The sequence below is a fragment of the Rathayibacter sp. Leaf248 genome (assembly GCF_920939495.1).
Lineage (GTDB): Bacteria > Actinomycetota > Actinomycetes > Actinomycetales > Microbacteriaceae > Rathayibacter > Rathayibacter caricis.
Genome location: NZ_CAKLAV010000001.1, coordinates 793222 through 817377, shown reverse-complemented (window position 1 = coordinate 817377; position 24156 = coordinate 793222). Strand labels below are relative to the sequence as shown.

Below are 24156 nucleotides of genomic sequence, written 5' to 3'. Positions count from 1 at the left end.
TGACACCACGGGCGCGATCGCGCCAGGAGGCGGTGGAACGCGCCAGGGAGGGGGTCGGAGGCGGCGCTGCTGGTGGACGTGGATCTCGATACGCCCGCTGCGCGGGCTACTCGATCAGCAAGAAGGAGGGAGCTGCACGATCAGCGAGGAAGGGCCGCTCGGTCAGCGAGAAGGTCTCCCACTGCGAGGGCTCCTCGGTCCGAGCCTCGCCCTAGGCGCTGACGCCGACGCGCTCCTCGAGCGGCGGGTAGAGCGCCTCGTCGCGCGTGACGGGAGCCGCGGTGGCCGGGGCGATCTCGACGCCGGCGGCCGCGAGGATCCGCTCGGTCTCGTTCGCGGAGACGTACGAGACCTCGGTCGAGGTGCCGATCGGCACGACCGAGTGCAGCACCGTGCCGTCGTAGACGTGGATGAGGTTGAACGCCTGGGCGCCGTTGCGCGCGCGGGTGCCGCCGACCGGGACGTTGAGGTCCTGGGTGTAGCAGGTGGCCGAGGCGACCGACACCGGGATCCCCGCGAATGTGGCGGTGGAGGAGTAGTGGAGGTGCCCCGCGATGATGCTGCGGACGTCGGACCCCTCGAGGACCTCGGCCAGCGCCGGCTGGTCGCGCAGCTCCACGAGCACCGAGAGGTCGAGCACGGACGGCACCGGCGGGTGGTGCAGCGCCAGGATCGTGCCGTGCGGAGCGGGGCTCGCCAGCTCCTCGGCGAGCCAGTCGAGCTGCGCGTCCGAGATCTCGCCGTAGTGGGCGCCGGGCACGGTCGAGTCGAGCGCGATGATGCGCAGCCCGTTCACGTCGTGCACGCGGTCGACGGGCTGCGTCGTGGGGAGCTGGTCGAGCAGTCCCGAGCGGAACGCGCCGCGGTCGTCGTGGTTGCCCATCACCCAGATCACCTCGGCGCCGAGGCGGGCGGCCGCGGGCTCCACGACGGCGCGGAGCTTGGCGTACGCCTCGGGCTCGCCCTTGTCGGCGAGGTCACCGGTGATGACGATCGCCTCGGGGCGCCCGCCCGACTCCTCGAGCTCGTCGAAGAGCCGACGGAGCTGCGCCTCGCTGTCGACGTCGGAGCCGTAGAGGCCTCCGTCGCCCGCGATGAAGTGCGTGTCGCTGAGATGAAGGATGAAGTGGTTGGGCCGCGGGTACTCGGCCTGACGGACGGTCATGATCCTCGGGTTTCACGATCGGCGGGAGCTGAATCGGTTGTTCCAGCATCGACACTAGCGAAGGTACGACGCGGGATCCAGGACTGCACCCGCTGACGCCAGTCCATCATCGCGGGGTGAACGAGGGGCCAACGCGGCACGGCGCGTCATCGAACGCTTTTCCCAGGAACCGGCGCGAACCGAAGGAACGAGTGCCGGTCGGCTCAGAGCCGGTGCAGCATCCGCTCGTAGAACACGATCGCGCGCTCGAACTGGTCGACCTCGACCGACTCGTCGGCCCCGTGGATGCCGAGCTGCTGCTGAGGGCTGATCTCGAAGGGGATGAAGCGGTAGACGCCGTCGCTGATCGCGTGGAAGTGCCGCGCGTCGCTGCCGCCGGTCTGCACGTACGGCGCCACGATCGCCTCGGGGAACACCTCGCGGATCACGGAGCGCAGCACGTCGTACGGTCCGCCGTCTCCGGGCTCGCCGGTCGAGGAGACCGGGGAGGGCTCGTGCGCCACCCGCACCTCGACCTCGACCTGCGGGTCGTCGATGACGTCGCGGATCCGGGCGACCACGCCCGCGACGGTGCCGCCCGGGTTGATCCGGACGTTCGCGACCGCGCTGGCGGTCGAGGCGAGGACGTTGGCCCCGGTGCTGCCGCGGAGCTGGGTGACCGCGACGGTGGTGCGCAGCATCGCGGCCGAGCGGTTGGAGTGCGCGGCGAGAGCGCCGACCACCGCGTCCGGGTGCTCGTGGGGGTGGGAGTACCAGACGGCGTGAGCCGCGTCGGCGTGCGGAGCCGCCGCCTGCACGAGCTCGGCGATCGGCTCCGGGAGCGTGGACGGGAACGGATTCTCGGTCAGCCGGTGGATGGCTCGGGCGAGCCGCTGCGTGGCGAGGAGCCCCGGGAAGGGCGGGGGAGCGGAGGCGTGGCCACCGGCGTCGCGGCAGGTCAGCTCGAGGTTCATGATGCCGCGCTCGGTCACTCCGACGACGGCGATCGGAGTGGTCACGCCGGGCAGGATGCCGCGGCGGACGTTGCCGCCCTCGTCGAGCACGAAGCGGGGCCGCACGCCGCGGGCGGCGAGCAGGGCGACGACCGAGGGCGCGCCGTCGCCCGCCGTCTCCTCGTTGTGCGTCGAGAGGAGGTAGACGTCGCGCTCGGGACGCTCGCCGCGCAGCACCGCGGCCTCGACCGCCTCGAGCAGGGCCACGAGGGAGCCCTTGTCGTCGAGCGCGCCCCGTCCGATGACCGACGTGCGGCCGTCGGGCCGCAGGACGGTGTCGGCGGCGAACGGCGAGCTCGACCAGTCCTCCGGCGTGACGCTGACGACGTCGTAGTGGGCCATCAGCACCGCGGGGTCGCCGTCGACGGTGCCGCGCCAGCGCCAGAGCAGCGAGTGCCCGGCGACGATCTCGCGCTCCAGCGTGCCGTGCAGGGCGGGGTAGAACTGCTCGAGCAGCTCGACGAAGACGTCGAAGCGCGACCAGTCGGTCGCGGATTCGTCGGAGTGCGACACCGTGTCGACCCGCAGCAGGGCCTGGAAGCGCTCGAGCGCGGAGGTGGTCGTCACCGGGCTAGCCTACGACGGCGGTCAGCGGCCTCCGGCCCGCGCGGAGCGGAGGTGCGCGGTGACTCCACTGCCCGAGGTGTGCGTGGTCTATGTGCTGCGCGAGAGCGACGGAACCGCCGAGGTGCTGCTCGGCGAGAAGCGCCGCGGTCTGGGACTGGGCCGGGTCGTCGCTCCGGGCGGGAAGCTCGAGCCGGGGGAGTCGCCGGTCGAGGCCGCCGTGCGCGAGCTCGCCGAGGAGGTCGGGCTGCACGCCGAGCCGGGCGATCTCGTCGCGCACGGGATCCTCGACTACTCGTTCCCGCACCGGCCCGCGTGGAGCCAGCGCTCGCACGTCTTCCTCTGCCGCCGCTGGCGGGGAGAGGTGACGGAGTCGGCCGAGCTCGCCGCCGAGTTCGTCCCGCTGCGCTCCGTCCCCTACGAGCGGATGTGGGACGACGCGCGCTGGTGGCTCCCGGGCGTGCTGCTCCGGGGCGAGCGCGCGCGCTTCCGCTTCGAGTTCGGCGAGGACCTCGCGACCGTCCGCGCCACCGACGTCCCCGGGTTCATCTCCGCGGGCTGAGCTCAGACCTCGAGGACGTCGCCGGGTTCGAGCGCGTGGTACTCCCCGCCGCCCTCGCGGGTCGCCCAGCCGAGGCGGTCGTGGCCCACGCCCCGGCCGGCCTCGGACAGCACTCCCTCGTGCGTCGCGAAGGCGTGTCGCGGCGAGAGGGCCAGCACGTGGTCCATCGACTCGGCGATCTTCATCCAGGGAGCGCCGGAGGGGGCGGCCAGGATCTCCACGTCGACGCCGTCGGGCCGGGTGAAGGAGTCGCCCGCGTAGTAGAAGCGCTCGTTCACCAGCACCGCGACGTTGTCGATCACGGGGATCGAGCTGTGGATGACCGCGTGCCGCGAGCCGAAGAACCGCAGCTCGAACGGTCCGACCTCGACGCGGTCGCCGTCCGAGACGGTCTCGATGGCGAAGCCCTCGGCGGCCGCAGCGACCCCCGCCGGTCCGAAGAAGCGGATCGACGGGTTCGCCGAACGCAGGCGCTCGAGCTGCTCGGGCGTCCAGTGGTCGGGGTGCTCGTGGGTGAGGACCACGGCCACGGTCTCGGCGGTGCCCTCCACGGGGCGGGTGAAGGCTCCGGGGTCGATCACGAGGCGGGATCCCGCCTCCTCGACGAGGACGGCGGCGTGCTCGAGCTTGGTCAGTCGCATGGCTCCGAGCTAACCGCCCTCGCCGCCCGGTCGCAAGGCGGTGCCGTCAGGCGAGGCGGTGCCGTCACGCCCGGCGGGCGGCCAGGGCGCCGGCGAACGCGGCGGCGGAGGAGGGCGAGCTGTCGATCCGCCAGTCCACCTCCTTGTCGTGGTGGAACCAGACCAGGCCGACGACGTCCGGCTGGACGTTCAGGTACCCGACCAGGTCGCTGATCCACGCGGCCTTGGAGCCGCCGGCCTCGGCGGACGCCGTCTCGCCGATGATGATCGGGGTGCCGGGGGACAGCGACCGCACCTGATCCAGTCCCTCGGCGAAGAGCGCGCCTGCAGTGGTCCAGGAGCTCCAGGTCGTCGCCGTGCCCCAGTTGTAGCCGTCCAGCGCGAGGACGTCGACGGAGGCGGAGCCCGGGTAGAGCGTGTCGAGCGGCACCGATCCGGAGTAGGGCACGTTCGGGCTCCACACCCACTGCACGTTCGTCGCGCCCTGCGCCTGGAAGATCCCGTGCACGTGGTTCCAGGCGGCCGCGTAGGAGCCCGGAGCGTTCCCGTTCACGCCGTCGGACCAGGGGTACCAGTCGCCGTTCATCTCGTGCGCGTAGCGGAGCAGGACGGGCGAGCCCCAGGCGGCGAGGTCCCGCGCCCAGCTCGTGAGGTAGGCGTCGTGGTCGCCGGCGAGGATGCGGGCGGAGGAGTACGCGGGCTGGTCGACACCGCCGCCCCAGCGCCAGGGCTCCCAAGTGATCAGGCTCGTCGCCCCGCGGGCGGCGACGCTGCGCAGATCGGCGAGCGGAGCCGGCTGCCCGAAGTCCTGGTACGAGACGACGATCGACGGGCTCTCGCCCGCCAGCGTCGCCACGGCGTCGAGCTCGGCGTTCGCCGAGGCGCCACCGGGGGTGGTGACTCCGAAGCGGAGCCGGGCACTGCTGATGACGGGTGCCGCAGGAGGAGCGGTGACGGTGAAGACCGCCGTCGACGAGGCGGTGCCGGCGCGAGCCGTGATCGTGGTCGGGCCCGCCGGCGCGCTCGGGATCGCGATCGGCGCCTGGAAGACTCCGGAGCCGTTCGTCGTGATCCGGACGGACGTGCCGAGCACCGTCAGGGATCCGCTCGTCTTCTTCGGGAAGGCCGCGCCGGTGACGACGACGGTCGTCCCGACCGGACCGGACGCGGGGGAGAGGGTGATCGACGGCGGAGTCGGCGCCGCGGCCGCCGCAGGAGCGGCGAGCAGCGCCGAGAGGACCACTCCGAGCGCGGCGATCGCGGTCAGGAGTCGGGGTCGGGAGTGCGGGCGGATCGGCATCGGACGGCTCCTCGGGGACGTGCCCCCGCCGATCGGCGGTGGGGGGACCTCGAGCGTAGGAGCCGGGTGCCCTGCGTCCCGCGCCCCGGAGGGGGGCTGTCCGCGCTGAGATTCCCGCCGGTCGGGCAGGCGGCCCCCTCGATTTGCATCGATGCGGATCCGTGTGCAACACTCTTCGAGTTGCAAAAACGCGGCCCCATCGTTTAGCGGCCTAGGACGTCGCCCTCTCACGGCGGTAACGCGGGTTCAAATCCCGCTGGGGTCACCACGGCAACACCAGGAGAACCCCCGGCTCAGGCCGGGGGTTCTTCTGCGTTAACAGCGCGTCACCGCACCTGGGCCGAGCGGTTCCGGCGACGATCGTGGGCCTGCGGAACCCCGGCCGACCCCCTCCCGCGGCACGCCGCCGACGGTAGGATCGCAACCGCGAAGGGGAGCGAACCGGCCTTCCCGCTCCCTCCGATCACGCCGCACCGCGCGCGCCGGGCGGAGCGAGCGCCGGACCCCGTCCGCGTGGTCCGCCTGCGGACCCGCTCCGCCGCATCCTCTTCACCCCTGAAAGGCCCCCATGCTCGATCTGCCCGTCTGGTTCGTCGTCGGCTCCTTCATCGGCCTGACGCTGATCCTGGCCGCCGACCTGCTGATCGTCTACAAGCGGCCGCACGTGCCGAGCCTGAAGGAGTCGAGCCTCTGGGTCGCCTTCTACGTCAGCCTCGCGCTGATCTTCGCCCTGCTGATGCTGATCCTGGGCGACGGCGAGCACGCGGGCCAGTTCCTCGCGGGCTGGCTGACCGAGTACAGCCTCTCGATCGACAACCTCTTCGTGTTCGTCATCATCATGGGGCGCTTCGCGGTGCCGCCGAAGTACCAGCAGGAGGTGCTGATGGTGGGCATCATCATCGCGCTGATCCTGCGCGGCATCTTCATCCTGCTCGGCGCGCAGCTGATCGAGAGCTTCAGCTGGATCTTCTACCTCTTCGGCGCGTTCCTCGTCTACACGGCCTACAACCAGGCCTTCGGCAAGGAGGACGAGGACGAGGGCACGGACAACCTGCTCATCCGCCTGCTCCGCCGCCGCGTGAACATCTCGGACAGCTTCGACGGCTCGAAGATCCGCACCGTCATCGACGGAAAGAAGTTCTTCACGCCGATGCTGATCGTGTTCCTGGCGATCGGATCGACGGACCTGCTGTTCGCGCTCGACTCGATCCCCGCGATCTTCGGCATCACGCAGAGCCCGTTCATCGTCTTCACCGCGAACATCTTCGCCCTGATGGGCCTGCGCCAGCTCTACTTCCTGCTGGGCGGCCTGATCGACAAGCTCGAGTACCTCAAGTACGGCATCGCGTTCATCCTCGCCTTCATCGGCGTGAAGCTCGTGCTGCACGCCCTGCACGAGAACGAGCTCCCCTTCATCAACGGCGGCGAGCCCGTGCCGGTGTGGGACATCGACACCTGGACGTCCCTCGCCGTGATCATCGTGAGCATGGCGGTCGCGACGCTGGCGAGCCTCGTCAAGATGCGGCGCGAGCACGCGCACATCGAGATGCACGACGGGCACCCCGAGGTCGTGGCGGACGCCGACGCGACGCGTCCCTCCGACGAGAGGTGACGGCCGGATGACCCCCCTGGACGTCGACCTGCCCCAGGGCGTGCTTCACCTGAGCGTGACCAGCAGCACCGACGTGGGGAACGTGCGGCGCGTCAACGAGGACGCGCTGCTGGCCGACGAGCTGCTCCTGGCCGTCGCGGACGGCATGGGCGGTCACGCGCGCGGCGACCTCGCCAGCGCCACCGCCGTCGACGCCCTGCGGGCGAACACCCCCGCGGTCATCGGACAGGTGGACGCCGTCTTCGATCTCGTCGAGGCCGCGAACGCCGCGGTCCGCGGGCTCGACGTCGGAGGAGCGCTCTGCGGCACCACCCTCACCGGGCTCACCCTGGTGCGGCCCGACGGGGCGGGGCCCGCGCGCTGGGCGCTGTTCAACGTCGGCGACTCCCGCGCGTACCGCTGGGACGGGTCCGACCTCGAGCAGCTCACCGTCGACCACTCCGCCGTGCAGGAACTCGTCTCGGCGGGCCTGCTCACCCGGGAGCTCGCGGAGACGCATCCGGACCGCAACATCGTCACCCGCGCGCTCGGCGCCGACGACGAGGTCGAGACGGACGTCTGGACCCTGCCGGTCCTCCCGCGCTCGAGCTACCTGCTCTGCTCCGACGGTCTGACGAAGGAGCTCTCGGACGCCGAGATCGCCGCTCTGTTCGCGCGCCGGGACGCGGGCGCGATCGGCGCTCCCGACCTCGCCGCGGCCCTCGTCCGCGCCGCGATCGAGGCGGGCGGGCGCGACAACGTGACCGTGGTCGTGATCGACGCGGTCCTCGAGCAGCGGCGCTGAGCCGCGAGGATCCTCCGCCGCGATCGGCCGGGAGCGGCCTCGTGGCGTCCCCGGGAGCAGGGCCGCCGCGGTGCTAGTCTCTGGGGATGCTGACCGGCCGGCTCCTTCTTCTCCGCCGCGACGAGACCTCGATCTGACAGGCCTCCCTCGTCGCGGTGTCTCCCGTGGGCTGACCACCATTCCTGAGGAAGAGAAACCCGTCATGAACGACAGCTCCATCGAGTCCGGGACCGCCCGGCCGCGCACCCTCGCCGAGAAGGTCTGGGACGACCACCTCGTCGCCAAGGGCGAGGACGGCACCCCCGACCTCATCTACATCGACCTGCACCTCGTGCACGAGGTCACCAGCCCGCAGGCCTTCGACGGACTCCGCCTGGCCGGCCGCCCCGTGCGCCGCCCCGATCTGACGATCGCGACCGAGGACCACAACACCCCGACCCTCGCCATCGACAAGCCGATCGCCGATCTGACGAGCCGCACCCAGATCCACACGCTGCGCCGCAACGCCGAGGAGTTCGGCGTCCGCCTGCACTCGCTGGGCGACATCGAGCAGGGCATCGTGCACGTGGTCGGCCCGCAGCTCGGGCTGACGATGCCCGGCATCACCGTCGTCTGCGGCGACTCACACACCTCGACGCACGGCGCGTTCGGCGCGATGGCGTTCGGCATCGGCACCAGCGAGGTCGAGCACGTCATGGCCACGCAGACCCTGCCGCTCAAGCCGTTCAAGACGATGGCGATCACCGTCGAGGGCGAGCTGAAGGAGGGGGTGACGGCGAAGGACATCATCCTGGCCGTCATCGCGAAGATCGGCACCGGAGGCGGACAGGGCTACGTGCTCGAGTACCGCGGCTCCGCCATCCGCGCGCTCTCGATGGAGGGCCGGATGACGATCTGCAACATGTCGATCGAGGCCGGCGCCCGCGCGGGCATGGTCGCCCCCGACGAGACGACCTTCGCCTATCTGAAGGGCCGCCCCCACGCCCCCTCGGGTCAGGACTGGGACGAGGCGGTCGCCTACTGGCGCACGCTGCCCAGCGACGAGGGCGCCTCCTACGACGCCGAGGTCGTGCTGGACGCCGACGCGCTCGAGCCCTTCGTGACCTGGGGCACGAACCCCGGCCAGGGAGTGTCGCTGTCGCAGTCCGTCCCGGACCCGGAGGCCATCGCCGACCCGAACGAGCGCTCCAACGCCCGTCGCGCGCTGGAGTACATGGACCTCGAGGCCGGCACCCCGATGAAGGAGATCCCGGTGGACGCGGTCTTCATGGGCTCCTGCACCAACTCCCGCATCGAGGACCTGCGGGCCTTCGCCTCCGTCATCAAGGGCCGGACCAAGGCGCCGGGCGTGCGCGTCATGGTGGTGCCCGGCTCCGCCCGCGTGCGGATCGAGGCCGAGGCCGAGGGCCTGGACCGCGTGTTCACCGACTTCGGCGCGGAGTGGCGGTTCGCCGGCTGCTCGATGTGCCTGGGCATGAACCCGGATCAGCTCGCCCCGGGAGAGCGCTGCGCCTCGACGTCGAACCGCAACTTCGAGGGACGCCAGGGCAAGGGCGGACGCACGCACCTCGTGTCCCCGCTCGTCGCCGCCGCGACCGCCGTGCGCGGCACCCTCTCCAGTCCCTCCGATCTGGAGCCCGCTCGAGAACTGGTGGAGGCCTGATCATGGACAAGTTCGAGACCGTCACCGGCATCGCCGCGCCGCTGAAGCGCAGCAACGTCGACACCGACCAGATCATCCCGGCGGTGTTCCTCAAGCGCGTCACCAAGACCGGTTTCGAGGACGCGCTGTTCCACGGCTGGCGCCAGGAGGAGGACTTCGTCCTCAACCGGCCGGCGTTCCAGGGGGCGCAGATCCTCGTCGCGGGTCCCGACTTCGGCACCGGCTCCAGCCGCGAGCACGCGGTCTGGGCGCTGCGCGACTTCGGCTTCCGGGTCGTCCTGTCCTCCCGCTTCGGCGACATCTTCCGGGGCAACTCCGGCAAGCAGGGGCTGCTCGCCGCGGCGGTCGCCGAGGAGGCGATCGAGCGCCTCTGGGAGCTCATCGACGCGCAGCCGGGAATAGAACTGACCGTCGATCTGGTTGCGCGTACGGTCACCGCCGGTGGCGAGTCCTTCCCCTTCGAGGTCGACGACTACACTCGTTGGCGCCTGATCGAGGGGTTGGACGACATCGGTCTGACTCTGCGCGACGAAGCGCGCATCTCCGAATTCGAGACCCGCCGCGAGAGCTGGCGGCCCAAGACATTGCCGGTGAAATAGCGTGAACACACTTCTTCAGGATGCGAAGGCCCTCCAGGACGCGAAGGCGTCCGGGGCGCGGGTGGGGATGATGACCGAGCGGATCACGATCAACGGCGGTCGCCCGCTGAAGGGCCGCATCGAGCTCAAGGGCGCGAAGAACCTCGTCACCAAGGCCATGGTCGCGGCGCTGCTCGGCGAGACCGCCTCGACGCTGCGCGACGTCCCGGACATCAGCGACGTCCGCGTCGTGAAGGGCCTCCTCGAGGTGCACGGAGTGAAGGTGCAGCAGGGCCCCGAGGTGGGCGAGCTGATCCTCGACCCCTCGAACGTCGAGTCGGCGCACTTCGCCGACATCGACGCGCACGCCGGCTCCAGCCGCATCCCGATCCTCTTCTGCGGACCGCTCCTGCACCGCCTGGGCGAGGCGTTCATCCCCGACCTCGGCGGCTGCCGGATCGGCGACCGTCCGATCGACTACCACCTCGAGGTGCTGCGCAACTTCGGCGCCATCGTCGAGAAGCTGCCCTCCGGCATCCGGATGTCGGCCCCCGAGGGCCTGCACGGCGCCAAGGTCGCGCTGCCCTACCCCAGCGTCGGCGCCACCGAGCAGGTGCTGCTGACCGCGGTGCGCGCCTCGGGCATCACCGAGCTGTCGGGTGCGGCCATCGAGCCCGAGATCATGGATCTCATCAACATCCTGCAGAAGATGGGCGCCATCATCTCGGTCGACACCGACCGCGTGATCCGCATCGAGGGCGTGGACCGCCTCGAGGGCTACACCCACCGCGCCCTGTTCGACCGCAACGAGGCCGCCTCCTGGGCGGCCGCGGCCCTCGCGACCGACGGCGACATCTTCGTCGGCGGCGCCCGCCAGCAGGAGATGACGACGTTCCTCAACGTCTTCCGCAAGGTCGGCGGCGCGTTCGAGATCGCTGAGGACGGCATCCGCTTCTACCACCCCGGTGGCGAGCTGAAGCCGGTCATCATCGAGACCGACGTGCACCCCGGCTTCATGACCGACTGGCAGCAGCCGCTCGTCGTGGCGCTCACCAAGGCGAAGGGCGTGTCGATCGTCCACGAGACCGTCTACGAGCAGCGCTTCGGCTTCGTCGACGCCCTGGTCGAGATGGGTGCGACCATCCAGATCCACCGCGAGTGCCTCGGCGGGCAGGCGTGCCGCTTCGGCCAGCGCAACTTCATGCACTCGGCCGTCATCTCCGGTCCGTCGAAGCTGCACGGCGCGGACATCGTGGTGCCGGACCTGCGCGGCGGGTTCTCGCACCTGATCGCGGCGCTCTCGGCCGAGGGCACCTCGACGGTCTCGAACGTGGGCATCATCAGCCGCGGCTACGAGAACTTCCTGACGAAGCTCGAACTGCTCGGCGCCGACTTCTCGCTCGACGCGTAGCCGCACCGCCCGTCAGACCCTCCGGAGGAGCCCGCATCGTCGGGCTCCTCCGTCGTTCCCGGGGGTCTTGCCGAGCTCCTCGTCCTGGGCGTACGGTGTGCGCATTCTCAGGCGGAGGGGTCCGCCGGAGCCGCCGCGGACGAGGAGCGACCATGGACGATCCGGCCGTCTCCACTGAAGGGCTGGTCAAGACGTTCGGCACGACCCGAGCGATCGACGGCGTCGATCTCGAGATCCCGCGCGGCGGGGTGCACGGCTTCCTCGGCCCGAACGGTGCCGGCAAGACGACGACCATCCGCGTCCTCGCGACACTCCTGCGGCCGGACGCCGGACGCGCACTGGTGCTGGGGCACGACGTCGTCACCGAGGCGAAGGAGGTGCGGCGGAAGGTCAGCCTCACGGGCCAGTTCGCGTCGGTCGACGAGGACCTCACCGGCCGCGAGAACCTCCGGCTGATCGGGCGGCTCTTCGGCTACACCGGCTCGCGCGCGTCGCGACGGGCCGACGACCTGCTCGACGCGTTCCACCTGGGCGAGGCGGCCGACCGGCAGGTGAAGAAGTTCTCGGGCGGGATGCGGCGCCGGATCGACATCGCGGCGAGCATCGTGGTCACTCCGGAGCTGCTGTTCCTCGACGAGCCGACGACCGGGCTGGACCCGCGCAGCCGCAACGAGGTGTGGGACATCGTCCGCGCGATGGTGGCGAGCGGCACGACGGTGCTCCTGACGACCCAGTACCTCGACGAGGCCGACCGGCTCGCCGACCGCATCAGCGTCATCGACACCGGCCGGGTGATCGCCGAGGGCACGCCGGGGGAGCTGAAGGCGTCGGTCGGATCCGGGTCGCTGCACGTCCGCGTGCTCGATCCCGCGTCCCGGGGCGAGGCGCGGCGGCTCCTCGAGGCGGTGCTCGGAGTCGAGGTGCGGGAGGAGGCCGATCCGGCAGCCCTCGCGGCGCGCGTGGACGGCTCCGCCCGTGACGTCACCCGTGCCCTGACCGCGCTGGAGGGCGCCGGCATCGAGCTCGCCCAGTTCTCGCTCGGCCAGCCCTCCCTCGACGAGGTGTTCCTCGCGCTGACCGGCAGGCCGCAGACCACGAGCACGGAGGAGGCCGCATGAGTCTCGACACCGCCCGCGAGACCGCACCGGATCGCGAGGCTCTCCTCGCCGTCCTCGTGCAGGGCGAGCGGCCGACTCCGCCGGGGCCCCTCTCGACGTCCCTCACGTTCGGCTGGCGCGCGCTGCTGAAGATCAAGCACGTGCCGGAGCAGCTGTTCGACGTGACGGTGTTCCCGATCATGTTCACGCTGCTCTTCACCTTCCTCTTCGGCGGGGCGCTGGCCGGGAGCACGGTCGACTACATCCAGTTCCTGCTGCCCGGGATCCTGGTGCAGGGCGTGATCATGATCACGATGTACACGGGCACGACGCTGCGGACCGATCTGGATCGCGGGGTCTTCGACCGCTTCCGGTCGCTGCCGATCTGGCGTCCCTCCGCGCTCGTCGGCATGCTGCTCGGCGACGCGGTGCGTTTCACCATCTCGGCGGTGATCACCGTCTGCCTCGGCCTCCTGCTGGGCTTCCGACCGGGCGGAGGAGTGGTCGGCGTCGTGCTCGGAGTGCTCCTGCTGCTCGTCTTCGCGTTCGCGCTCGGCTGGATCTGGACGTTCCTCAGCCTGGTGCTGCGCACCTCCGGCTCCGTGATGGGCGTGAGCATGCTCGTGATCACGCCGATCACCTTCGGCAGCAACATCTTCGTCGACCCCGCCACGATGCCGGGCTGGCTGCAGTCCTTCGTCGAGGTCAATCCGGTCTCGCACCTGGTCACCGCCGTGCGGGCGCTGATGGCGGGAGCGGACCCGGGTGCGGAGCTCGTGCTGACGCTCGTGTGGGCGACGGGGCTCGTCGCGGTGTTCGGGACGCTGACGATGTGGCGCTACCGCGACGCTCGGTAGCGGGAGCGTCAGCCGCGACGCGAGCCCCAGACTGCGCGGGACTTCGGCCGACCGACAGCGGGGATCCGCTGCTGCAGTCGGGCGTGCAGCCGGTCAGCCGTCTCCTCAGGAGCTCGCCGCAGTCCCAGCAGCCCGGGTCCCTCGACGAGACGGAGCGTCAGGAGGCGGGCACGGGCTCCCCTCGTGACGCCGAGCACGAGGACCGAGCCGTGGCGTTCCACTCCTCGAGTGCGCGACCACGGGATGCGCGACTCGTGCTCGCCGGTGGCGATCACCAGGTGGTCCGGCTCCGGGCGGACGACGACGAACGTGCGCAGGAGCGGTGACGGAGCGTCCGGGTCCAGCCAGCGCAGCAGTCGGTGCAGGCGACGCGTCCCGACGGCGGCGACTCCGCCGGAGGCTTCGGCGCGCACGAGCACGAGCGGGCCCGCCACGTGCCGGACGATCACCGTCGCGACCAGGCCGAGCACGAGGACGAGGACGATCGCGCCGGCGACGATCGGGGTCGTGCTCAGGATCTGCTCCAGCACGGCGTCGCGAGACCCGCTGTCGACTCCGATGGCGGAGAGCACCGCCCACAGAAGCAGAGGGCCGAGGAAGGCGAGCGCCGGGAGGCTCTCGCGCAGGACCCGGCCCGCCGCCCTCACAGTGCCGGAGGCACTCGGATTCAGCGGTCGCTCGGGCACGATCGAACGCTACAGCCCCGCGGAACGGAGCACCGGCCCGGGCGCGGCGGGCGTGGGCGGGCCGCGTCGACGAGGGTCGATGGCAGGATGGGCGGGTGTCTGAACGCAGCCGTCCGTCCGTCTTCTGGTTCCTCGCGGCCGCGGTGATCCCCGCGATGACCGCCTCCGTCGACCTCCGCGTCCGCGACGGCCACAAGGTCCCGAGCACCGGCGCCTTCGTCTTCGCGCCGAATCACTACAGCGAGATCGACCCGATCATCACCGGGTGGACGCTCTGGAAGCTGGGGCGCGCGCCGCGGTTCCTCGCGAAGGCGTCGCTGTTCAAGGTCCCCGTCCTCGGGGCGCTCCTGCGCGCGTCGGGGCAGATCCCGGTCGAGCGCGCCGGGACCGTCCGCGGGAACGAGCCGCTCAAGGCGGCGAAGGCGCTCGTCGACGAGCAGCGCTCGGTGATCATCTACCCCGAGGGCTCGCTCACCCGTGACCCCGAGCTCTGGCCGATGCGCGGCAAGACCGGGGCGGTGCGCATGGCGCTGCAGTACGACCTGCCCGTGATCCCCGCGGCGCACTGGGGCACGCAGCAGCTGATGGGCCGCTACTCCAAGAAGCTCACGCTCTTCCGGCGCAAGCGCGTCGACATCCTGATCGGCGATCCCGTCGACCTGTCGGCGTTCCGCGGGCGCAGCCTCGACGCCGTCACGCTGAACGAGGCGTCGGCGGTCGTCATGGCCGCGATCACCGCACTGCTCGAGGAGCTGCGCGGCGAGACCGCGCCGGCCACCCGGTGGAACCCGTCCGAGCACAACCAGAAGGGGACGGGACGCTTTGAGTCCGAGCAGTAGGAGATCCGCTCCGATCCCGGTCCCGCGCCGTGTCGCGGTTCTGGGAGCGGGGAGCTGGGGGACCACGTTCGCCAAGATCCTGGCGGACGGAGGATCGGACGTCGTGATGTGGGCGCGCCGGAGCGAGCTCGCCCGCGAGATCACCGAGGCCAAGCGCAACAGCGACTACCTGCCCGGCATCAACCTGCCGCGCAAGATCCGCGCGACACCGCGCATCGAGGAAGCGCTCGAGGGCGCCGACCACGTCTACCTCTCGATCCCGTCGCAGTCGCTGCGCGGCAACCTCGAGGCGATCACTCCGTTCCTCACCGAGCGCACGGTGCTGATCAGCCTGATGAAGGGCGTGGAGAAGAGCACGGGACTGCGGATGAGCGAGGTGATCGCGCAGATGCTGCCGATCGATCCGAGCCGCATCGCGGTCGCCTCCGGGCCCAACCTCGCTCTCGAGATCGCGAAGGAGCAGCCGACAGCGGCGGTCATCGCCTCCGAGAGCCTCGTCACCGCTCAGGAGGTGGCCCTCGCCGCCACCAACCGCTACTTCCGCTCCTACGTGAACACCGACGTGATCGGCACCGAGTTCGGCGGCGTGCTGAAGAACCTGATCGCGGTGGCCATCGGCATCGTCGACGGGGTCGGCTACGGCGAGAACACGAAGGCGTCGATCATCACGCGCGGCCTCGCCGAGATGACCGACTTCGCGGTCGCCTACGGGGGCCGGCCGGAGACGATGTCCGGTCTCGCGGGGCTGGGCGACCTCATCGCCACCTCGAGCTCGTCGCTCTCGCGCAACAACACCGCCGGGCGGCTGCTCGGGCAGGGCTACAGCTTCACCGACGTGGTGAAGTCGATGCAGCAGACGGCGGAGGGACTCGCGTCCGTGGCCCCCGTCCTGGAGCTCGCCCGTGCGCGCGGAGTCGACATGCCCATCGTCCAGCAGGTGTCGCAGGTGCTCGCCGGTACGCTCGACCCGAAGGACATCGCGCCGCACCTGACCACGGATTCGGACGAGCCACAGGGTGAGAGGAACCTCGATGACCAGCAAGCTCCGCGTCGCCGTTCTGTTCGGGGGGCGCTCCAGCGAGCACTCGATCAGCTGCGCCACGGCGGCAGGGGTCCTGAGGGCGATCGACCGTGACCGCTTCGAGGTGATCCCGGTCGGGATCACCGTCGACGGCGCGTTCGTGCTCGAGGAGGACCGTCCCGAGAAGTTCGCGCTCGACGCGGCGGCCCTGCCCCGCGTGCACGACGACGGCAGCCGCGTGCGCTGGCCGGAGTCGGTGCTCTCGCGCGAGCTGAGCGTCACGCGGGCCGACGGCTCGACCGAGTCGCTCGGGGACGTCGACGTCGTGTTCCCGATCCTGCACGGGCCGTGGGGCGAGGACGGCACGATCCAGGGGCTCCTCGAGCTCGTGGGCCTGCCCTACGTCGGCTCGGGCGTGCTCGCCTCGGCGCTCGGCATGGACAAGCACTTCACCAAGACGGTGCTGCGCGCGGCCGGCATCGAGGTCGCGCCCTGGTACACGGTGACCGAGGCGGAGTGGCGCGCGGCCCCCGGCGACGCCGAGGCGGCGCTCGACGAGCTCGGGTTGCCCGCTTTCGTGAAGCCGGCGCGAGCCGGCTCCAGCGTCGGAGTGAGTCGGGTCGACGACCGCGCGGACCTCGCTGCGGCTCTCGACGAGGCGTTCTCGCACGACTCCCGCGTGCTCGTCGAATCGGCGATCGTGGGCCGCGAGGTCGAGATCGGCGTGCTCGGCGGTCGTCGCGGGGAGCTGCCGCGCTCCTCCGTCGCCGGCGAGATCGTGATCTCGGGCCGCGGCTTCTACGACTTCGAGGCCAAGTACCTCGGGGCGGCAGGCATCGACCTGGTCTGCCCCGCCGACCTCAGCGCCGACGAGCTCGCCGAGATGCGCGAGCTGGCGGTGCGCGGGTTCGAGGCGATCGGGGCAGAAGGACTGGCCCGCGTCGACTTCTTCCTCACCGCCGACGGCTTCGTGGTGAACGAGATCAACACGATGCCCGGATTCACGCCGATCTCGATGTTCCCGCGGATGTGGGGGGCGAGCGGCGTCGAGTACCCCGACCTCATCACGGAGCTGATCGAGCTGGCCCTCGAGCGCCGCCCGGTCGCGGTGGCGTGACGGATCCGGCCCTGGGGCTGCGCCTCGAGGCGGGACCGACCGCTCCCTTCGAGCAGATCCGGGAGCAGATCACCGCGCAGGTGGCCGACGGCGCGCTGATCGTCGGCACGCGGCTCCCGCCGGTGCGCGCCCTGGCAGAGACGCTGGGCATCGCCGCGGGGACGGTCGCGCGCGCCTACAAGGAGCTCGAGGCGGCCGGTGTCGTCGAGACGCGCGGTCGCTCCGGCACCGTCGTCGCGCGCGGAGCGGAGGGTGTGGGCCACGAGGCGCAGCTCGCGGCGGTCGCGTTCGCCGAGCGGATGCGCGCGCTCGGCGTCGCTCCGGACGAGGCACTGCGGATGGTGCGGACGGCGCTCGGCCGCTGAGCTCAGCCCTCGGGCGTCCCGGTCGTGTCGAGGGTGTCGGTCTCGGACACGTTCGTGCACTCGCCGACCTTCGGCAGGTAGGACACCGACTCGGCCAGGTCGACGACGGCCGAGGTGCCGGAGGCGCGGCTCTGGTCGACGGTGATCTCGACGGCCGGATCGCGCCCGTACGTCGTCAGCGTGTACACGTCGTCGGCCGCCTGCGACTCGTCGATGATCCAGTCGACCCCGCTGACCGAGACGCAGAGGTCGGTCGTGGGGCCGGGCACCTCGACTCCGCAGTGCAGGATGACCGCGGCCGGGGTGCCCCAGGCGCCGGTGCCCTGCGCGTTCGTCTCGCGCTCGGGCTGGCCCGCCACGACATCCGGCAGTCGGACCGAGACCTCGGCGCACTCGGCGCTCGTCGCGTCCGCGGCCGGTTCGAGCGCGACCGGGGCGGAGCAGCCGCTGAGCAGGAGCACGGCGGACAGGGCGGCGAGGGGGCAGGCGAGGCGGCGGGGGGACATCGCGAGCCAGGCTAGCGTGTCAACCATGGCACCGGATCAGAGCTCCACCGCGGCCGACGCCGCCTCCCCGCCGGCCGCCCCGTCGCTGGCCGAGCTGAGCGAGCGCGAGGTCCTGACTCGGGTGCTCGCCCGGCTGTCCGCCGGATCCGCGGGTGCCGAGACGCTGGTCGGGCCCGGCGACGACTGCGCCGTGGTGCGTGCTCCCGACGGCCGCTTCGTCGTCACCACGGACATGATGGTGCACGGCCCGGACTTCCGGCTCGCGTGGTCCACTCCGTTCGACCTCGGCTGGAAGGCGGCGGCGTCCAACCTCTCGGACGTCGCGGCGATGGGCGCCCGCCCGACGGCGCTGGTGGTCGCGATCGCCGCGCCGCAGGAGCTCGGCGTCGACGTGCTGGAGGGGATCGCCGACGGTCTGGCCGCGGGGTGCGCGGCGATGGCTCCGGGCTGCGGGGTGGTCGGGGGAGACCTCTCGGCCTCGGCGACCCTCACCCTCTCGATCACCGCGTTCGGCTCGCTCGACGACCGGGCGCCCGTGCTGCGGAGCGGAGCCCGTCCGGGTGACGTGCTGGCCGTGGCGGGGAACCTGGGCGCGGCGGGCCTCGGACTGCGGCTGCTCTTCGAGCGGGCGCAGGAGGACGGCGTGCCGTCCTCGCGACTCGCGGCGCGGCTCCGGGAGCGGCTGCCGGCGGTCCTCGACGCACAGCTGCGGCCGACCTCGCCGATCGCGGCGGGGATCGCCGCCGGCGGCTCCGCCACCGCGATGATGGACGTCTCCGACGGCGTCGTCCTCGACGCGCGGCGGATGGCGCGTGCGAGCGGAGTGGTCCTCGACCTCGATCCGGCGGCGGTCGACGCGCACGCCGCTGCACTGACCGATGTCGACGGCATCGACGCCTCGCTGGCCCGCTCGCTCGTGCTGGGCGGCGGCGAGGACCACGCGATGCTCGCCTGCTTCCCGGAGGGCGTCGCGCTCCCCGTCGGCTTCACCGTGCTCGGGCGGGTCCGCGAGGGCGCTCCCGAGGTCCGGCTCGGCGGAGCGGCTCTCGAGGACCGCGGCGGATGGGACCCCTACCTCGGCTGGGACGGCGCCGCGGGGTGACCCGCTAGTCGGCCTCGGAGCGGGAGGCCCACCAGATCGTGGTGTCCCCGTAGTCCTTGCGGCGCTCGCGCTCGAGTCCGGCGGGCCACGTCGGCTCCGGGCTGCGGGAGCTCCGCTCGACGACCACGACGGCGTGCTCGTGCAGCAGCGGCAGCACGCCCGCCAGATCGGCCGCGAGCTCCTCCTCGGTGACGTCGTAGGGCGGGTCCAGGAGCACCGTGTCGGCGAGCAGTCCTGCGGCGCGGTCGAGGAACGAGCGGACGGACGAGGTGACCACCTCGATCCGCGGGCGCGGCAGCCGTCCGGCCGCAGCCGCCGAGACGACGGCCCGGGCGTTCGCATCGATCGTCCGGGCGGCGGAGGGATCGCGCTCCACGAGCACCACGTAGGCGGCTCCGCGGCTGGCGGCCTCGAGCCCGAGTGCTCCGGATCCGGCGTAGAGGTCGAGGACCGTCGCCTCGTCGAGGGCGTCGCGCGCCTCGAGTGCCGAGAAGACGGCCTCGCGGACACGATCGCTGGTGGGACGGGTGCCGGCGCGCGGGACCTTGAGGGTGAGCGACCCGGCGTAGCCGGAGATGATCCTGGTCACCGTCCGAGGATACGGGGGCGCCCGCAGCTGGGAGACCGCCCGATCCGACCGCCCGTTACCGGTTCGAGACTGAGAGAATCGATGATCATGACGTCCCTGGATGACACCCTCGCCCCTGTCGGCGGCCCCGCGGGCCCGAGCGGGGCTCGGGCGCCGATGTCCCGCGAGGAGTTCACCGCCCACTGCGGTGCGATCCTCCGCAATCTGACCAGCGTGATCGACGGCAAGGACGCTGAGGTCTCGATGGCGCTGACCGTCTTCCTCGCCGGCGGCCATCTGCTGATGGAGGACGTGCCGGGCACCGGCAAGACCGTCCTCGCGAAGTCCCTCGCCGCCTCGGTCGGCGGCAGCGTCGCCCGCATCCAGTTCACCCCGGACCTGCTGCCCTCCGACGTCACCGGCGTCTCGGTGTACAACCAGGCGACCCGGGACTTCGAGTTCAAGCCCGGCCCGGTCTTCGCGAACATCCTCATCGGCGACGAGATCAACCGCGCCTCGCCCAAGACGCAGTCGGCCCTGCTCGAGTGCATGGAGGAGCGCCAGGTGTCGGTCGACGGCATCACGCACCTCCTCCCTCGCCCCTTCGCGGTCGTGGCGACGCAGAACCCCGTCGAGATGGAGGGGACCTACAGCCTCCCCGAGGCGCAGCGCGACCGCTTCATGGCCCGGCTCTCGCTCGGCTACCCCGACGAGCGCGCCGAGCTCGAGATGATCCGCACCCGAGACGCGGCCAGCCCGCTCGACGCTCTGCGGCCCGTCGTCACGCGCGACGAGCTCGAGCGGATAATCGACTACGTGCAGTCGGTCTACGTCGCGCCCCCCGTGCAGGAGTACGTCGTCGCGATCATGCAGGCGACGCGCATCGATCCGGAGCTGCGTCTGGGCGGGAGCCCCCGCGCGACGCTGCAGCTCATCGCCGCGGCGAAGTCGCTCGCAGCGATCAACGACCGCGACTTCGTCGTGCCGGACGACATCGACGCGCTCGCGGTGCCCGTCCTCGGCCACCGCCTGCTCCCTGCGACCCGTCTGCCGGGACGCTCCGGATCGGGCGCCTCGCACTCGGTGACCGAGATCGTGCAGCGCATTCTGGCGTCGACGCCCGTGCCCTTCAGCGGCCGTGGCGACTGAGCGCCGCGGCCTCGACGGGCCCTCTCCGCGCATCGGCTCCCTCCCCGCGCTGGGCGGGGTCGCGCTCACGCTGCGCGGCTGGGCCTTCGTCGTGCTCGGCACGGCGGCGATCGTGGCCGCGCCTCTGATGGACTTCCGCGAGCTGCTGTTCCTGGGGCTCGTGCTCCTCGGACTGCCCTTCGGGGCCGTCGTGTCGCTCGCGGTCTCGACGCCGGTCGTGCAGGTGCAGCGGCGCTTCGAGCCGCGCGTCGTGGCGGTCGGCGACGTCGTGGACGTCGACGTGGTGCTCGAGAACCGCGGCGGGCCGCTGCGCTCGGCCCGCGCCGAGGACCGGCTGACGCGGAGGGACCGCGGCGACGACTCCGGCCGCTCCGTCGCGAGCGGCGGGTTCGGACTGCCTCCCGTGGCGCGTGCAGGACAGCGGTCGAGCCGCGTCCGCGCCCGGTACCGCCTGCCCGCGGGACGACGCGGGATCCACCGCCTCGGGCCGCTGCGGATCGTGCGCAGCGAGGCCCTCGGGCTGGCTCTGCGCGAGAGCATCGTCGGCTCGGCGCAGCCGTTCGTCGTCACTCCGCGCGCGGTGCCGCTCGAGAGCGACGTGCTCGACGCGTTCGGCGCCGGCGGATCGAGCCCGGTCGCGCACGCGACAGCGGGATCGGGCACCGACGACGTCATCCCGCGCGACTACCGGCCCGGCGACGCCATGCGCCGGGTCCACTGGCGCGCGAGCGCGCGCTCCGGCGAGCTGATGGTGCGCCAGGACGAGCAGAACACCGATCCGCACGCGTGGATCCTGCTCGAGTCGCGGGCGAGCCGCGTCCTGGACCGGCCCGCCGGTGACGGCCGTCGAGCGCGCGGCGACGGCGACCGACTCGAGTGGGCGGTCTCGATGACCGCCTCGCTGGCCGTCCACCTGCTCGACCGCGGATTCGAGACCCACCTCGTCGAGACCGGCGCGGGGCCCGACGTGCAGCACTCGGAGGACGAGCGCGAGGTCGCGCACGACGTCCTGCTCCGGCTCGCGGAGCTCGTGCCGTCCGAGGAGTCGGCCGACGCCGCCGCGCGGATCGCCGGCGAGATGCGCGAGGCCGGGGGAGTGCGTCCGGTCTTCGCCGTGCTCACCCGCCTCCGCGAGGAGGACCTGGACGCGCTCTCGTCGCTCGCCTCGCACGCCCGGCCCGCCATCGCGTTCCTCGTCGAGGGGACCGCGGAGGAGGAGGCCGCGCTCTCGTCGCTGGGCTGGTACCCGGTCGCCACGACCGCGCGCACGAGCATCGAGGAGGCCTGGTCCGAGGCCCTCGCGCTGAGGGCGATCGCATGAGCCGGCGCACCGATCGCGACCCGCGGGCCGGCTCCGCTCTGCTCTCGCTCCTGCTCTGGCTCGCCCTCGTCTCGGCGGCGTCGGGCACGGGCCGACTGCTCGAGGGCATCGGCTGGCTCGTCCAGCTGACCCTCGCCGTCGGAGTCGTGCTCGCGGTGCCCGCGGGTGCGCGGGCTCTCCGCGCGCACCCCGTCGTGCCGCCCGTGCTCGGCACGCTCACGGCGGTCGTCGTCCTCACCGCGATGTTCGTGCCGGCGCGCGCACTGTTCTTCCTGCTGCCGACCCCGGCGGCGATCGCCGACGCGCAGACCCTCGCCCAGGCCGGATTCACCTCGATCGCCCAGCAGGGCCTGCCCGCCACCGCCGACAGCGGCATCGCGTTCCTCCTGGTGGGCGGCGTCGTCGTCCTCGCCTGGGCCGCCGACCTCTTCGCCTTCTCGGTGCGGCTGCCCGCGCTGACCGGGCTGTTCCTCCTCGCGCTGCTCGCGGTGCCGGCGATCATCGACCCCTCCGAGGTGTCCTGGCCGAGTCTCGTGCTGACCGCGCTGGCCTACGCGGGGGTGCTCGCCGCGGGATCGCGTCCCGAGCGCCGGGCTCCCGCCCGCCGACTGTCCGCCGCCTCCGCCCTGCCGTCGGTCGCGGTCGTCGGCGTGGTCGTCGTCTCCGCGGGGCTGCTCGCGGGCTCCGCATCCGGCTACGTCCGCACGCCGTCCTCCTCCGGGGTCTCGGGCACCCTGTTCAACGGGTCGATCGATCCCGTCGTGGCGCTGGGCGACGACCTGCGCCGGCCCAACCCGGTGACGGTGCTGCGCTACTCCACCGACTCCGATCTGCCCGTGTACCTCCGCGTGCTCACGGTCTCGGACTTCGACGGCGAGAACTGGGCGCCGAGCGGCACGGAGGCGACGGCCCCGGTCGAGGAGCCGATCGCTCCCGAGGGCCTCGCCGAGAGCGTGCCGCGCGAGACCGAGCAGGTCGAGGTCGAGGTCGAGACCCTCCGCAGCCAGTGGCTGCCCGTGCCCTACCCGGTCTCCTCCCTCGAGGGCGTCGGGGACGGCTGGCTGCAGGACGTGCAGGACGGCTCGATCCGCGGCGACGCGACCACCCGGGCCGGCGACGAGTACCGGGTCGAGGCGCTGCGCCTCGCGCCCGACCCGCAGCAGCTGCTCGCCGCACCGGCGTCGGGCGACGCTCTCGAGCGCTACCTGGCTCTCCCGGCCGACGTGCCCGACGTGGTGGGCACCACCGCGGCCGACGTCACGGCCGAGGCGGGGAACGCGTACGACCGGGCGCGCGCGCTGCAGTCGTTCTTCCGCTCCTCCGAGTTCACCTACTCCGAGGACACCCCGGCCGAGGAGGGCTACGACGGCGACGGCGTGGGCGTCCTCGAGGCGTTCCTCGAGGTGCGCGAGGGCTACTGCGTGCACTTCGCCTCGGCGATGGCGGTCATGGCGCGCGAGCTCGGGATCCCGTCCCGCCTGGCGATCGGCTACCAGCCGGGATCCGTGGTGCCCTCCTCGGGCAGCGACCTGACGGACTACCGCCTGCTCTCGTCCGATCTGCACGCCTGGCCCGAGCTGTTCTTCGAGGGCGTCGGCTGGCTGCCCTTCGAGCCCACCCCGAGCCGGGGCGCTCCGGCGTCGTACACGCTGCCCAGCGCGACGTCCTCGGCCGGCGCGACGCCCGGGGCGTCGGCCGGTGCCGCTCCCGAGCAGTCCGAGGAGGCGGAGGCGACCCCGACGCCGACCGCGTCCTCCGCCACGGCGACCCCCGGTGCGGTCGGCTCCTCGACGGCGGCGACGGCGCCCGTCGTCACCGCGTGGGTGCTCCTGCTGCTCCTCCTGCTGGTCCCGTGGCTCCTCCGCCTCGTTCAGCGCTCGCTCCGGCGGCGTGCAGCCGCGACCGGGTCGGCGGAGGCCGCCTGGGCGGAGGTGCTGGCGAGCGCCAGGGATCTCGGCGTGCCGGTCGAGGAGACCGACTCCCCGCGTGCGCAGGAGGCGCTGCTGCGCGACGCCCTCGGCGAGGACGCGGCCGCGCGGAACGACCTGTCGCTCCTCCGCGACACGGTCGAGCGGGCGCGCTACGCCCCCGTGCCCGCAGCGGAGGCGGCGGGCTGGGCCGCCGGCGCGCGGGTGGTGCGGGCGCTGCGGATCGCGGCGGGCACTCCGCGCCGCGCGTTCGCCGCGGTGCTCCCGCGCTCCGCGCTCGGCGCCTTCTCCCACGTCGGACGTCCGAGCTCCGACCTATGATCGACGG

The 24156-nt window shown here is 72.2% G+C and carries 23 protein-coding genes and 1 tRNA gene; 17 read left to right on the top strand and 7 right to left on the bottom strand.

Translation table 11 applies throughout. The annotated features are described in order from the left end of the window. Positions 1 to 211: 211 nt before the first annotated feature. Together LRG51_RS04120 and LRG51_RS04115 are read right to left on the bottom strand one after the other, a co-directional pair. The gene (locus LRG51_RS04120; protein WP_077223515.1) at positions 212 to 1165 is read right to left on the bottom strand and encodes a phosphodiesterase; all 954 of its coding nucleotides are present in this window, start codon (positions 1163 to 1165) and stop codon (positions 212 to 214) included. Between the two features lie 203 nt (positions 1166 to 1368). Then, positions 1369 to 2724: a M20/M25/M40 family metallo-hydrolase gene (locus LRG51_RS04115; protein ID WP_230671299.1), complete on the bottom strand. Its 1356-nt coding sequence runs from the start codon at positions 2722 to 2724 to the stop codon at positions 1369 to 1371. A gap of 58 nt (positions 2725 to 2782) precedes the next feature. On the opposite strand from LRG51_RS04115, the gene LRG51_RS04110 reads away from it, so the two are divergent. Continuing rightward, complete coding sequence (locus LRG51_RS04110; RefSeq protein ID WP_230671297.1) at positions 2783 to 3283, top strand: 8-oxo-dGTP diphosphatase; 501 nt, start codon at positions 2783 to 2785, stop codon at positions 3281 to 3283. A gap of 2 nt (positions 3284 to 3285) precedes the next feature. Here the strand turns inward: LRG51_RS04110 and LRG51_RS04105 are convergent, their stop codons facing one another. Continuing rightward, entirely contained in the window at positions 3286 to 3924 is a 639-nt protein-coding gene (locus LRG51_RS04105) for an MBL fold metallo-hydrolase (protein ID WP_230671295.1), read from the bottom strand. 64 nt (positions 3925 to 3988) lie between these two features. After that, positions 3989 to 5224 carry a glycoside hydrolase family 26 protein gene (locus tag LRG51_RS04100; protein WP_107574981.1) on the bottom strand — a complete coding sequence of 412 codons (1236 nt, stop codon included), beginning with the start codon at positions 5222 to 5224 and terminating at the stop codon, positions 3989 to 3991. Between the two features lie 192 nt (positions 5225 to 5416). Between LRG51_RS04100 and LRG51_RS04095 the strand changes: the two genes are divergently transcribed. The 8 genes from LRG51_RS04095 (at position 5417) to LRG51_RS04060 (ending at position 13226) form a co-directional block, all read left to right on the top strand. Next, positions 5417 to 5492, top strand: a tRNA-Glu gene (locus LRG51_RS04095). A gap of 300 nt (positions 5493 to 5792) precedes the next feature. Beyond that, positions 5793 to 6836 (top strand): TerC family protein, encoded by a 1044-nt coding sequence (locus LRG51_RS04090; protein ID WP_107574982.1) that lies wholly within the window; start codon positions 5793 to 5795, stop codon positions 6834 to 6836. A gap of 7 nt (positions 6837 to 6843) precedes the next feature. Further along, positions 6844 to 7620, top strand: coding sequence for a PP2C family protein-serine/threonine phosphatase (locus LRG51_RS04085; RefSeq protein ID WP_055793041.1), 777 nt, complete (start codon positions 6844 to 6846; stop codon positions 7618 to 7620). Positions 7621 to 7822: 202 nt separating this feature from the next. Further along, positions 7823 to 9283: a 3-isopropylmalate dehydratase large subunit gene (gene leuC / locus LRG51_RS04080; protein ID WP_230671293.1), complete on the top strand. Its 1461-nt coding sequence runs from the start codon at positions 7823 to 7825 to the stop codon at positions 9281 to 9283. 2 nt (positions 9284 to 9285) lie between these two features. Then, complete coding sequence (leuD, locus tag LRG51_RS04075; RefSeq protein ID WP_055793035.1) at positions 9286 to 9882, top strand: 3-isopropylmalate dehydratase small subunit; 597 nt, start codon at positions 9286 to 9288, stop codon at positions 9880 to 9882. Between the two features lie 70 nt (positions 9883 to 9952). Then, positions 9953 to 11272 carry a UDP-N-acetylglucosamine 1-carboxyvinyltransferase gene (gene murA, locus LRG51_RS04070; RefSeq protein ID WP_170116425.1) on the top strand — a complete coding sequence of 440 codons (1320 nt, stop codon included), beginning with the start codon at positions 9953 to 9955 and terminating at the stop codon, positions 11270 to 11272. Between the two features lie 152 nt (positions 11273 to 11424). Beyond that, the gene (locus tag LRG51_RS04065; RefSeq protein ID WP_055793028.1) at positions 11425 to 12390 is read left to right on the top strand and encodes an ATP-binding cassette domain-containing protein; all 966 of its coding nucleotides are present in this window, start codon (positions 11425 to 11427) and stop codon (positions 12388 to 12390) included. Then, positions 12387 to 13226 carry an ABC transporter permease gene (locus tag LRG51_RS04060; protein ID WP_055793025.1) on the top strand — a complete coding sequence of 280 codons (840 nt, stop codon included), beginning with the start codon at positions 12387 to 12389 and terminating at the stop codon, positions 13224 to 13226. The genes LRG51_RS04065 and LRG51_RS04060 overlap by 4 nt, the downstream gene beginning before the upstream one ends. An 8-nt stretch (positions 13227 to 13234) precedes the next feature. Here LRG51_RS04060 and LRG51_RS04055 read toward each other — a convergent pair whose 3' ends face one another. Further along, positions 13235 to 13912 (bottom strand): hypothetical protein, encoded by a 678-nt coding sequence (locus LRG51_RS04055; protein WP_157603172.1) that lies wholly within the window; start codon positions 13910 to 13912, stop codon positions 13235 to 13237. A 155-nt stretch (positions 13913 to 14067) separates the two neighbouring features. Between LRG51_RS04055 and LRG51_RS04050 the strand changes: the two genes are divergently transcribed. From LRG51_RS04050 to LRG51_RS04035, 4 genes are read left to right on the top strand one after another with little or no spacing between them, the layout of a single operon-like run. Next, positions 14068 to 14751, top strand: a complete 684-nt coding sequence (locus LRG51_RS04050) for a lysophospholipid acyltransferase family protein (RefSeq protein ID WP_082481546.1) — start codon at positions 14068 to 14070, stop codon at positions 14749 to 14751. Beyond that, positions 14735 to 15886 (top strand): NAD(P)H-dependent glycerol-3-phosphate dehydrogenase, encoded by a 1152-nt coding sequence (locus LRG51_RS04045; protein WP_230671291.1) that lies wholly within the window; start codon positions 14735 to 14737, stop codon positions 15884 to 15886. The genes LRG51_RS04050 and LRG51_RS04045 overlap by 17 nt, the downstream gene beginning before the upstream one ends. Beyond that, positions 15783 to 16889, top strand: a complete 1107-nt coding sequence (locus LRG51_RS04040) for a D-alanine--D-alanine ligase family protein (protein ID WP_055793013.1) — start codon at positions 15783 to 15785, stop codon at positions 16887 to 16889. Before LRG51_RS04045 ends, LRG51_RS04040 begins: the two co-directional genes overlap by 104 nt. Next, complete coding sequence (locus LRG51_RS04035) at positions 16886 to 17254, top strand: GntR family transcriptional regulator (protein ID WP_200931015.1); 369 nt, start codon at positions 16886 to 16888, stop codon at positions 17252 to 17254. Before LRG51_RS04040 ends, LRG51_RS04035 begins: the two co-directional genes overlap by 4 nt. A 2-nt stretch (positions 17255 to 17256) precedes the next feature. Here LRG51_RS04035 and LRG51_RS04030 read toward each other — a convergent pair whose 3' ends face one another. Then, positions 17257 to 17787, bottom strand: coding sequence for a DUF3515 domain-containing protein (locus LRG51_RS04030; protein ID WP_230671289.1), 531 nt, complete (start codon positions 17785 to 17787; stop codon positions 17257 to 17259). Between LRG51_RS04030 and thiL the strand changes: the two genes are divergently transcribed. After that, on the top strand, positions 17786 to 18862 hold the full coding sequence (gene thiL, locus LRG51_RS04025; RefSeq protein WP_230671287.1) for a thiamine-phosphate kinase: 1077 nt from the start codon (positions 17786 to 17788) through the stop codon (positions 18860 to 18862). The genes LRG51_RS04030 and thiL overlap by 2 nt on opposite strands. A 4-nt stretch (positions 18863 to 18866) precedes the next feature. Here the strand turns inward: thiL and rsmD are convergent, their stop codons facing one another. Continuing rightward, the gene (gene rsmD, locus LRG51_RS04020) at positions 18867 to 19451 is read right to left on the bottom strand and encodes a 16S rRNA (guanine(966)-N(2))-methyltransferase RsmD (protein ID WP_055793007.1); all 585 of its coding nucleotides are present in this window, start codon (positions 19449 to 19451) and stop codon (positions 18867 to 18869) included. A 156-nt stretch (positions 19452 to 19607) separates the two neighbouring features. Here rsmD and LRG51_RS04015 point away from each other — a divergent pair, with 156 nt between their 5' ends. The 3 genes from LRG51_RS04015 to LRG51_RS04005 are packed head-to-tail and all read left to right on the top strand — an operon-like array spanning position 19608 to position 24149. Continuing rightward, positions 19608 to 20579, top strand: coding sequence for an AAA family ATPase (locus LRG51_RS04015; RefSeq protein ID WP_230673079.1), 972 nt, complete (start codon positions 19608 to 19610; stop codon positions 20577 to 20579). After that, the gene (locus LRG51_RS04010; RefSeq protein ID WP_055793004.1) at positions 20569 to 21900 is read left to right on the top strand and encodes a DUF58 domain-containing protein; all 1332 of its coding nucleotides are present in this window, start codon (positions 20569 to 20571) and stop codon (positions 21898 to 21900) included. The genes LRG51_RS04015 and LRG51_RS04010 overlap by 11 nt, the downstream gene beginning before the upstream one ends. Then, positions 21897 to 24149 carry a DUF3488 and transglutaminase-like domain-containing protein gene (locus LRG51_RS04005; RefSeq protein ID WP_055793003.1) on the top strand — a complete coding sequence of 751 codons (2253 nt, stop codon included), beginning with the start codon at positions 21897 to 21899 and terminating at the stop codon, positions 24147 to 24149. The genes LRG51_RS04010 and LRG51_RS04005 overlap by 4 nt, the downstream gene beginning before the upstream one ends. Positions 24150 to 24156 lie beyond the last annotated feature (7 nt).

Coding starts and splice junctions, on each gene's coding strand:
- LRG51_RS04120 (WP_077223515.1), bottom strand. CDS start 1,165: ATGACCGTCCGTCAGGCCGAGTACCCGCGGCCCAACCACTTCATCCTT.
- LRG51_RS04105 (WP_230671295.1), bottom strand. CDS start 3,924: ATGCGACTGACCAAGCTCGAGCACGCCGCCGTCCTCGTCGAGGAGGCG.
- LRG51_RS04100 (WP_107574981.1), bottom strand. CDS start 5,224: ATGCCGATCCGCCCGCACTCCCGACCCCGACTCCTGACCGCGATCGCC.
- LRG51_RS04090 (WP_107574982.1), top strand. CDS start 5,793: ATGCTCGATCTGCCCGTCTGGTTCGTCGTCGGCTCCTTCATCGGCCTG.
- LRG51_RS04085 (WP_055793041.1), top strand. CDS start 6,844: ATGACCCCCCTGGACGTCGACCTGCCCCAGGGCGTGCTTCACCTGAGC.
- leuC (WP_230671293.1), top strand. CDS start 7,823: ATGAACGACAGCTCCATCGAGTCCGGGACCGCCCGGCCGCGCACCCTC.
- leuD (WP_055793035.1), top strand. CDS start 9,286: ATGGACAAGTTCGAGACCGTCACCGGCATCGCCGCGCCGCTGAAGCGC.
- murA (WP_170116425.1), top strand. CDS start 9,953: ATGACCGAGCGGATCACGATCAACGGCGGTCGCCCGCTGAAGGGCCGC.
- LRG51_RS04065 (WP_055793028.1), top strand. CDS start 11,425: ATGGACGATCCGGCCGTCTCCACTGAAGGGCTGGTCAAGACGTTCGGC.
- LRG51_RS04060 (WP_055793025.1), top strand. CDS start 12,387: ATGAGTCTCGACACCGCCCGCGAGACCGCACCGGATCGCGAGGCTCTC.
- LRG51_RS04050 (WP_082481546.1), top strand. CDS start 14,068: ATGACCGCCTCCGTCGACCTCCGCGTCCGCGACGGCCACAAGGTCCCG.
- LRG51_RS04040 (WP_055793013.1), top strand. CDS start 15,783: ATGACCAGCAAGCTCCGCGTCGCCGTTCTGTTCGGGGGGCGCTCCAGC.
- thiL (WP_230671287.1), top strand. CDS start 17,786: ATGGCACCGGATCAGAGCTCCACCGCGGCCGACGCCGCCTCCCCGCCG.
- LRG51_RS04030 (WP_230671289.1), bottom strand. CDS start 17,787: ATGGTTGACACGCTAGCCTGGCTCGCGATGTCCCCCCGCCGCCTCGCC.
- LRG51_RS04015 (WP_230673079.1), top strand. CDS start 19,608: ATGTCCCGCGAGGAGTTCACCGCCCACTGCGGTGCGATCCTCCGCAAT.
- LRG51_RS04005 (WP_055793003.1), top strand. CDS start 21,897: ATGAGCCGGCGCACCGATCGCGACCCGCGGGCCGGCTCCGCTCTGCTC.